Raw genomic sequence first — 8,365 nt, 5'->3', positions numbered from 1 at the left:
CAACGGGACGGCCCGGCGTATGAATCCGCACCAAGTCCGCAGAAGCCTCGCGTTTGCGAGGCTTCCCCACGTCCGTCAGACGGTCAGTGATCTGGTCAATGGGATCTATAACTTCTGTCGGGTGAACCGGAGCCTGCGAGTCAAGTTGAATGAACCGGTGGGGCGTCGTCAATATGCGCAACGGACGCCAGCAATGGCCATCGGGATCACGGACACGGTGTGGAGCGTGCTGCGCCTGCTCAGCACCGTGGTCATGAAGAACCCATGTCGGTCATGATTCCAGCCTTCTACCCTCCGCTCGGATTACGGGTGTTTTCAACACCCTCTAATCGGAGTCCGTATTACGAGGGCTTCGGCATGATGCGCGGCAACGCCATGATCCGGCGCGACTATGCCAGTCAGCATGGGCGGGGCTGAGTTGGAGTGTTGGACGAAGGCTGCCTGAACTCACGCTGAAGCGCGGGCGGGACCGCTATTCTGCGGGAACATGCCGAGTGTTTTACCCTCCCCCACCCCCTTCACCGTCCTTGCCCTGTACCAGTTCCGCAACGTGCCGGACCCTGCTGATTTGCGCGCCGAGTTGCTGGAGTTGGGTCAGGCGTCCGGCCTGTGCGGGACACTGATCGTCGCCCCGGAAGGCATCAACGGTACGGTGGCCGGGACACGCGTGGCGGTTGACAGGCTGAGCGAATTTCTGCGCGAAGCTGGTTTTGATCGGCTGGAAGCGAAGGAATCGCACAGCACCGAACAGCCCTTCAAACGCTTCAAGGTGCGCCTGAAATCCGAGATCGTGACGCTGGGCATTCCGGTGGAACCCACCTCCCAGGCCGGGCAGTACGTGGAGGCGGGCGACTGGAACGTCCTGATCGCTGACCCGGATGTGGTGGTGGTGGACACCCGCAACCGCTACGAGGTCAGCGCCGGAACCTTCGAGGGCGCGGTCAATCCCGAAATCGACAGCTTCCGCGAGTTTCCCGCTTGGCTGGACGCTCACGCCGAAGAACTGACGGGCAAGCGCGTCGCCATGTTCTGCACCGGGGGCATCCGCTGCGAGAAAAGCACCAGTCTGCTGCGGGAGCGCGGCTTCACGGACGTGCTGCATCTGCGCGGCGGCATCCTGAAGTATCTGGAAGCTGTGCCCGAAGTGGAGAGCCGCTGGAACGGCGAATGCTTCGTCTTCGATGGCCGCGTGACCGTGGGCCACGGCCTACGCGAGGGCGGGGCCGCGATGTGCCATTCATGCGGCTGGCCCCTAGGCGCGGATGAACGGGCGCATCCCGCTTACGAGGAAGGCGTGAGCTGCCCGAACTGCGTCACGGACACGACGGACGCCCAGAAGGCGGCGTTCCGGGACCGCCAGCGGATGTATGACGCGCGGGGGGCGTAATTCTCAGAGGCTGGCCGCGCTGGCTCTACTGCTATTCGCTGTGGGAATCGGCATTTTCCTACTCCTGACACCCCAAAAGCCGATGCCCGCCGCCGACAGTCCCGAAGTGACCTTCACGCGCGGCATGATCGCCCACCACGATCAGGCCATCACGATGGCAATTCTGAGCCGGCGGCGCAGTACAGACCGCACCATCCGCTCGGCGGCACTGGACATTCAGCTCTCGCAGGAGGAACAGATTCGCCAGATGCGCGGCTTTCTGACGCTGTGGAAGCAGCCGGACACCTTCACCCTGTCCGCCGATCACGCCCGCAGCATGGGCATGGCGTCGGGTGCGGAGCTACTGTCGCTGAAAACACTGCCCATTCCCCAGGCCGAAACCACCTTCCTGCAACTGATGACCCGCCATCACCAGGGTGCGCTGAGAATGATTCCGCCTGCGCTGGAGCCGGGTGTGTTGCCCCAGGTGCGCCATCTGGCCCGGCAGATGCAAGTCGTTCAGGGCGGCGAGATTCGGTTTATGACCTCGCTTTTGCGGGCGCGGGGGGCGGGGGTGCTGCCGTTTCCTGAGATGGAGATGACGCTGCCGGGGATGGGGCATTGAGGGTGGGGGTGAGTGGGGTGGCTCCCACGGTTTAACCCCTCAGTCTGCTTCGCAGCCAGCTCCCCTCAAGGGGAGCCAAGAGTCGCAATTAAACGTGCCACGCAGAAAACACTTGCCTCCCCTTGAGGGGAGGTGCCCCGAAGGAGCGGAGGGGTTAAACCGCAAACAGCCCCCCAAAAACCTAACCCTCATCCTCCAAAGCCGCCACAGGCAAAGCAGGCGGCAGCACCAGCGCCGACAGCGCCAGCCCACCCAGCCCGGTCATGACCGCCACGCCCAGCCACAACTCCAGGCTCAGGTTGCTGAGGCCCAGCCGCACCGCGCCGCCCAGATACGGCACCCACACCGCCAGCGGCAGCAGCACAGCAAAGGCCCGGAACGCCCAGACCCGCGACGGCGAGGGCCGCAGCAACACGCACAGCACGTCTGCCAGCAGGCCGCAGCCCAGCGCCACGGCGGGTAAGCGCCAGTCGCCGGGGGCGAGCATCAGGGCCATCCCCAGATTCGTCAGGGTGTACATCACCGTGATTGCGCCGAAGGGCAGGGCAAAGCGGCGCAGCAGCAGCAGCACGGGCGCGGCCAGCATCAGGGCGGTGAGCAGCACGGCGCTGAGTTCGCCGCGCGTCTGCACCCAGCCCAGGCCCTGCGGCACGCTCAGCAGGCCCCACATGTACATGCGCATAAAGGCCGTGAACGCCAGCAGCGACGTGGCCGACAGCACCGCCGCCCAGCGCAGGGGGAGCGGCGCACGGCGGCCCGTGGGCGATTGCCACGCGGCGTTCAGCGGCGAGGCCGCGATCAGGGAGCCGCCCGCGAACAGCAGCAGGTGCGTGGGCGAGAGCAGCGCCTCTATGCCCACCTCTATGCCGAAGACCGTGTGCCAGGTCAGATCGCCCAGGCCGCCCAGCCCGAACAGTGGCACGCCCAGCGCCGCCAGGCTGTAGCCGTCGGGGAAGGCCGCCAGCCCGCGCCGCCCCATGCGCCAGCCGCGCGAGGCCAGATACAGGCACCAGCCCGCCACCGACAGGAAGCCGCTGTAAAAGACCGCGTGCCAGGGCGTGAAGAAGGTTTCCAACGACTCGCCCAGGTTGTTGTGCGCCCAGCCGTCCAGAAACAGGCCGCCCAGCAGCCACCACGCCAGCGCGATGGTGACCAGATTCTGCGTGGGCGTGGCGCGGTAGGCGGCAGCCGGGGCCGGAGCCTGGGCAGCCTGAAGGGACGGGGGCGCGGTGGTCATGGGGGGTAGTTTACGGGGTTTGGAGGATGACATAGGTTGGCAACGACAGTTAGAATTCAGGTATGGGTGCCTACGCAGAATTATATTTTGATTCTAGTCGCATGTTGTCTATTAAAAATGGTGTTCCATACGATCTTCTCTCCGTATTTTCCGACAGAGAGCGTGAAGTTTTGAGTCCAACCGATTTTCATTTGAAAGCACCATTTATTCCTTTTGATTTAGAAATGGAATGCTCATACTACATCTATCAGACTCAGGCGTCGTTTATAAAAGATAGGCTTGATTTAATGGGCATAAATTTGAAAAACCTAGAGGTAATGTTCAATGAAGGCTGGAAAGATCATAAGGAATTTAAATCAGCGGAAGGTGAAAACCCAAATCCAATTCTCCAAGAGCTTAGAGTGAAATATAATTCAGAAAACGACTTAAAAGATGATTTACATATATATAATTTTGACTATTGGAAGAATTTGGTAAAACTTGCAGTGGAATCTAATATAAGTTTGGATAACCACACATATGGACGGTTCGATTTTTTAGGATCAGAAACCTTTAGTTATCATCAAGATCAATATGGCTTCCCAAACTATTATCTAGATTTTAGATATTTATTGAGAATTTTATTAGAATATTTACCAGGAACTCAGCTAATCACGCTCGATTACACCGATTTGGCATTGAACGATTATGAATCTGCTGATGAGATGTTGTGCGAAAGAGTAATCGAATCCACCGCTCAAGACTATTCAATAAATGAAAAAATTGTAGTTCTGACTGAAGGAAGCACTGATTTGTATATATTGAAAAACTGCCTTAGATTTTTATCCCCGCACGTTCAGGATAATTTTGCATTTGCAGATTTCTCTGAAGTGAATGCTCAAGGTGGTACGTCCTCACTAATATCGTCAATTAAAGTTCTCATTTCAATGTCTATTAAAAATAGAGTGCTAGCTATATTTGACGCCGACGCCGCATCTCTTGACGCTCTACGAGGTTTGATTAACATCAACGTCCCAAAAAATATCTGCACCATGCTCCTTCCTGAACTAGAATTAGCACGCCAATATCCAAAAATTGGCCCCACTGGAATTAACACATTAGATATTAACAGTTTGGCATGTAGTATTGAACTTTATTTACCAGAAGAAATGATAACGGACAATAATGATGAACTATATCCGATTCACTGGAGAGGCTATATTCCAAGCATTCAAAAATATCAGGGGGAAATAGTTCAGAAGCGCGAAATAATGAGTAGATTTGTAGATGCAGTCAAGAAGATTGATCGCGGCGAAAAATCTATTGATGATTTCAACTGGAGTTCTATGCGCTGTATTTTCAGTTCTATTTTCACTAAATTATCTGGAATTTAGATGATAAATCCCAAGACTTAATTGAGAATCATTGGTTACCCGAAATACCCCAGTAACTCAATCAGCATCCGCGCGTAGTCGTCCACTTTAATCCCCCGCTTCTCCATCTTCACGGAGGGCGGGAAGGTCTGCACCTCAGTCTTGTGGGGAAAGCGTTTGAGTCCGGCGGCGTCGTAGTCCAGGCCCTTGTAGGCGAAGGTGATCTGCAACTCGGTCATGGTCTCGCCGATGCTCAGCACACGCCGGGCGGCAGCCGTCAGCCTCAGCTTGGCAAGGTCAATGAAGTTCTGCACGTCCGGGGCGGGCGGGCCGTATTTCTTCCGCAGGTCACGCTCCACCCGGCTGATCGCCTGCAAGGTGCGCGCGTCTGAGAGGCGGCCATACGTGGCAATACGCGCCTCATCGTCGCCGCCGAAGTATTCCGGGGTCAGGCGGGCGTTGATAGGCAGGTCAATGGAGATGTTGACCGGGGCCTGAATCTTCTCGCCCTTCAGCCGCGCCACCGCCTCCGAGAGCATCTCGGTGTACACGTCAATGGATACGGCCTGCACATGCCCGTGCTGTTCCTCGCCCAGAATGTTGCCCACGCCGCGAATTTCCATGTCCTTCTCGGCCAGCAGGTGGCCGCTGCCCAGGTCCTGCAAATCGGCGATGGCCCACAGGCGGCGCTGCGCGTTCTCGGTCATGCGCGGCGGGTAAAACAGGTAGGCGTAGGCGGTCTGCGCCCGGCGGCCCACCCGCCCACGCAACTGGTAGAGCTGCGCCAGACCCAGCCGATCCGAACGCTCGATCAGAATGGTGTTGGCCTCCGGGATGTCCAGCCCGGTTTCGACGATGGTGGTAGACACCAGCACGTCAAACGCACCCTCCTCAAAGCCCAGCATGATCTCTTCCAGCTCCTCCTCGTTCATGCGCCCGTGCGCCACGCCAATGCGGGCTTCCGGCACCAAGTTGCGGAGGTACAGGCTGCGAGCGCCGATGCTGGCAATCCGGTCATGGATGTAAAAGACCTTGCCGCCGCGCTCAATCTCGCTGATGATGGCGTCGCGCACGGTCAGCGGGTCAAAAGGGGCCAGCACCGTCTGGATGGGCTTGCGGCCCTTGGGCGGCGTCTGGATGCTGCTCATGTCGCGCAGGCCCACCATGCTCATGTAGAGGGTGCGCGGAATCGGGGTGGCCGACAGCGCCAGCGTGTCCACCGCCCGCGCTCCTTCGGGAATGTCCAGCTTGCCTGCCGCCACGTCGGGCATGCCGCGCAACGCCCGCAGTTTTTCCTTCTGCGACACGCCAAAACGGTGTTCCTCATCCACGATGATCAGGCCCAGGTTCTTGAATTCAATATCGCCGCTGAGCAGGCGGTGCGTGCCGATCAGGATGTCTACCTTGCCCGCCGCCAGATCGCGCAGAATCGCCTTGGACGACTGGGGCGAGGTAAAGCGCGACAGCCCCTCCACCCGCACGGGCAGGTCTTTGAAGCGCTCCACGAAGGTGGAGGTGTGCTGCTCGGCCAGCAGCGTGGTGGGCACCAGAATCGCCACCTGCATCCCGTGGCCCACGACGCGGTGCGCGGCCCGCAGCGCCACCTCGGTCTTGCCGAAGCCCACGTCGCCGGAAATCAGGCGGTCTGCGGGGTTGGGTTTTTCCAGATCTTTGAGGGTTTCCTTGAGGGACGTGCGCTGATCCCCCGTCAACTCAAACTGGAAGTTCTGCTCAATCTTTTCTTCCCACTCTGGAATGGGCGCAAACGAGTTGCCGGGCGTGACCTGCCGGGCGGCGTACTGGACGAGCAACTTGCCCGCCACCTCCTCAGCGTTCTTGCGGGCCTTGTCCTTGGCCCGCGCCCAGTCCTTCTTGTCGAAGCTGCTCAGCACGGGTGGATCGTCGGTGGTGCCGGGATGACGGCGCAACACCGGCAGTTGCTCAATCGGAACGCTCAGGCGTGCGCCCTTGCGGTAGTCCAGATTCAGGTAATCGCGCGTGACGCCCAGCACCGTGCGCGTTTCCAGGCCCTGAAACTGCCCGATGCCGTGTTCGGGGTGAATCAGGTAATCGCCCACATGCAGCCCCAGCGCGTCCGTGACCGGGCGGCCCGACAGCCGCTTGCCGCGCAGCGCGGAGCCGCCCTGGAAGCCGTAGATCAGGTCTTCGGTCAGCACCACCGTGCGGTGTTCGGGGATGACGAAGCCGCCCTCTCCCCCGCCGCGCAGGAAGCCCAGGCCCCCTTCCTCCACGCGCGGGAGGGTCAGCCAGGGAATCTCGTGGGTGTTCAGGAGTTTGTCGGCCAGATACGCCGCCGTGCGGTCATGGCGCACCAGGATCAGCACGCGGTAATCGGCCTTGCGCCACTCGGACACGTCGTTTTCCAGATCGCCCAGACGGGCGCGGTAGAAGGGCAACGTCAGCAGGCCCGTGTCCAGGCTGGGCAGCTCCAGCGGGGCGCGGCCAAAACTGGTGACCTCGCGCCCGGCCAGCTTGGGCCACAGCGTGTCGGTCAGCACGCCCAGGCTGGAGGCGTAGAACTCCGGGGAGTCCAGAAACACGCGGCCCGGCAGAAGTTCCAGGCGGGTGGCGTCCCATTTGGTTTCCGTCAGGTAGTCGGCGGTGGGTTCCAGGGTGAAGCTCTCGGCCTTCTCGCCGCTCATCTCGCCGGGGGCCAGCAGGCGCAGGGTGTCCAGCTCGTCACCGAAGAACTCGGCCCGCACCCAGATGTCGCCGTCCGCGTCGGCGGGGCGGCCCGCGCCGGGCGAGAGGCGCAGTTCCATGGTGTCGCCGCGCAGCTCGTAGCCGGGTTCCTCGCCGCGCTCGTAGCCCAGGCGTTCCAGACGCGTGAGCAGCGCCTCGCGCGGGTAGTTGCGGCCCACGCGCAGGCTCAGGGCGTGGTCTTCGGGATGGGCGGGAAATAGATCCAGCGCGGTGTTCACGTCCAGCACCACATGCTCGTGCATGCCGTCCCAGTCGCGCAAGCCCGGATTGACCGTCACCGGCGCGCCCAGCGCCCCCGCCGAGGCGTAGCTGCCAATGCGGTCAGCGGTGGTCAGCAGCACCGCCGGGCCAGGAAAGGCCGCGAACAGCGCCGCCCGCGCCACCTGCGGCAGCAACAGCAGATTTCCGGGAGGGGCGGCGGGCAGCAATTTGGACAGGTTGGGCGCGGAGATGGTCACTGGAAGAGTTTACGCGGTTGGGCGGGGGCAAACCGGAAGCGGGGTGGCTTACGGGGCGAGCGATGAGGAAAATCATTATTGAGATATGCAATAATCAGAGCGTGGGAATGAACGCGCTCACACTGGCGGCGCTGATTGCGTTCTGGCTCAAACATCCCGATGCCGAGGGGCCATTACGAATCTGGTACAGGCAGGTTCGCCACAATGAATATCAATCCTTCGCAGACGTGAAAGCCGATTTTGGCAGTGCCGACTGGGTGCAAGGTTTCATCGTCTTTGACCTTAGTACCCGACACTTTCTGGAAGGGCTTGAAATCTGTCGTCCAGTACGCGATACCAGAGCGCGTCTCCCGCTGCCCTGAAATCATTGAGTCTGTACCTCGCCTCCCACTTTCCTGAATATCGGAAAAACCGGACCCGAGTTGCTCTCCCTGCTCGTCCTGGCGCTAATTGGGGCCAAAGACATTCGCCACGCTGCACTGGCCGAGCGTTGCGGGGGCAACGCATGGGCGGCCTCGGTCATCCGCAAGATCGAGCGGTTCTTCGACCGGCATCCGCTATGTCCTCTCGACGTTGCCCGTCTGGTCTTGACCCTGCTCCCCG

At 60.3% G+C, this 8,365-nt stretch carries 7 protein-coding genes and 2 pseudogenes; 7 read left to right on the top strand and 2 right to left on the bottom strand.

Annotated elements, in window-relative coordinates; genetic code table 11:
- The 4 genes and pseudogenes from BOO71_RS26865 to BOO71_RS08460 form a co-directional block, all read left to right on the top strand.
- Positions 1–277: pseudogene (locus tag BOO71_RS26865) on the top strand (IS1 family transposase); the annotation flags it as partial.
- Positions 265–417 carry a hypothetical protein gene (locus BOO71_RS27730; protein WP_175607402.1) on the top strand — a complete coding sequence of 51 codons (153 nt, stop codon included), beginning with the start codon at positions 265–267 and terminating at the stop codon, positions 415–417. The pseudogene BOO71_RS26865 and the gene BOO71_RS27730, both read left to right, overlap by 13 nt.
- A 70-nt stretch (positions 418–487) precedes the next feature.
- Entirely contained in the window at positions 488–1,387 is a 900-nt protein-coding gene (gene trhO, locus BOO71_RS08465) for an oxygen-dependent tRNA uridine(34) hydroxylase TrhO (protein WP_075831514.1), read from the top strand.
- An 82-nt stretch (positions 1,388–1,469) separates the two neighbouring features.
- Positions 1,470–1,991, top strand: a complete 522-nt coding sequence (locus BOO71_RS08460; protein WP_175607401.1) for a DUF305 domain-containing protein — start codon at positions 1,470–1,472, stop codon at positions 1,989–1,991.
- Positions 1,992–2,172: 181 nt separating this feature from the next.
- Here the strand turns inward: BOO71_RS08460 and BOO71_RS08455 are convergent, their stop codons facing one another.
- Positions 2,173–3,228, bottom strand: coding sequence for a hypothetical protein (locus BOO71_RS08455; RefSeq protein ID WP_075831512.1), 1,056 nt, complete (start codon positions 3,226–3,228; stop codon positions 2,173–2,175).
- Positions 3,229–3,290: 62 nt separating this feature from the next.
- On the opposite strand from BOO71_RS08455, the gene BOO71_RS26860 reads away from it, so the two are divergent.
- A complete protein-coding gene (locus BOO71_RS26860) occupies positions 3,291–4,601 on the top strand; it encodes a HEPN/Toprim-associated domain-containing protein (protein WP_139322839.1) in 1,311 nt (436 codons plus the stop codon).
- 35 nt (positions 4,602–4,636) lie between these two features.
- Here the strand turns inward: BOO71_RS26860 and BOO71_RS08450 are convergent, their stop codons facing one another.
- Positions 4,637–7,762, bottom strand: coding sequence for a DEAD/DEAH box helicase (locus tag BOO71_RS08450; protein ID WP_075831511.1), 3,126 nt, complete (start codon positions 7,760–7,762; stop codon positions 4,637–4,639).
- Positions 7,763–7,824: 62 nt separating this feature from the next.
- On the opposite strand from BOO71_RS08450, the gene BOO71_RS08445 reads away from it, so the two are divergent.
- Entirely contained in the window at positions 7,825–8,124 is a 300-nt protein-coding gene (locus tag BOO71_RS08445; RefSeq protein WP_075831510.1) for a type II toxin-antitoxin system HigB family toxin, read from the top strand.
- A 60-nt stretch (positions 8,125–8,184) separates the two neighbouring features.
- Positions 8,185–8,365 (top strand): annotated as a pseudogene (locus BOO71_RS28275) (IS4 family transposase); the annotation flags it as partial.

The sequence above is a fragment of the Deinococcus marmoris genome, assembly GCF_001949125.1.
GTDB classification, from domain to species: domain Bacteria; phylum Deinococcota; class Deinococci; order Deinococcales; family Deinococcaceae; genus Deinococcus; species Deinococcus marmoris_A.
This window is presented reverse-complemented; position numbering and strand designations above follow the sequence as displayed.

What these genes read in the sequence shown, in the direction of transcription:
- BOO71_RS27730 (WP_175607402.1), top strand. Translation starts at nt 265, where the DNA reads ATGTCGGTCATGATTCCAGCCTTCTACCCTCCGCTCGGATTACGGGTG.
- trhO (WP_075831514.1), top strand. Translation starts at nt 488, where the DNA reads ATGCCGAGTGTTTTACCCTCCCCCACCCCCTTCACCGTCCTTGCCCTG.
- BOO71_RS08460 (WP_175607401.1), top strand. Translation starts at nt 1,470, where the DNA reads ATGCCCGCCGCCGACAGTCCCGAAGTGACCTTCACGCGCGGCATGATC.
- BOO71_RS08455 (WP_075831512.1), bottom strand. Translation starts at nt 3,228, where the DNA reads ATGACCACCGCGCCCCCGTCCCTTCAGGCTGCCCAGGCTCCGGCCCCG.
- BOO71_RS26860 (WP_139322839.1), top strand. Translation starts at nt 3,291, where the DNA reads ATGGGTGCCTACGCAGAATTATATTTTGATTCTAGTCGCATGTTGTCT.
- BOO71_RS08445 (WP_075831510.1), top strand. Translation starts at nt 7,825, where the DNA reads ATGAGGAAAATCATTATTGAGATATGCAATAATCAGAGCGTGGGAATG.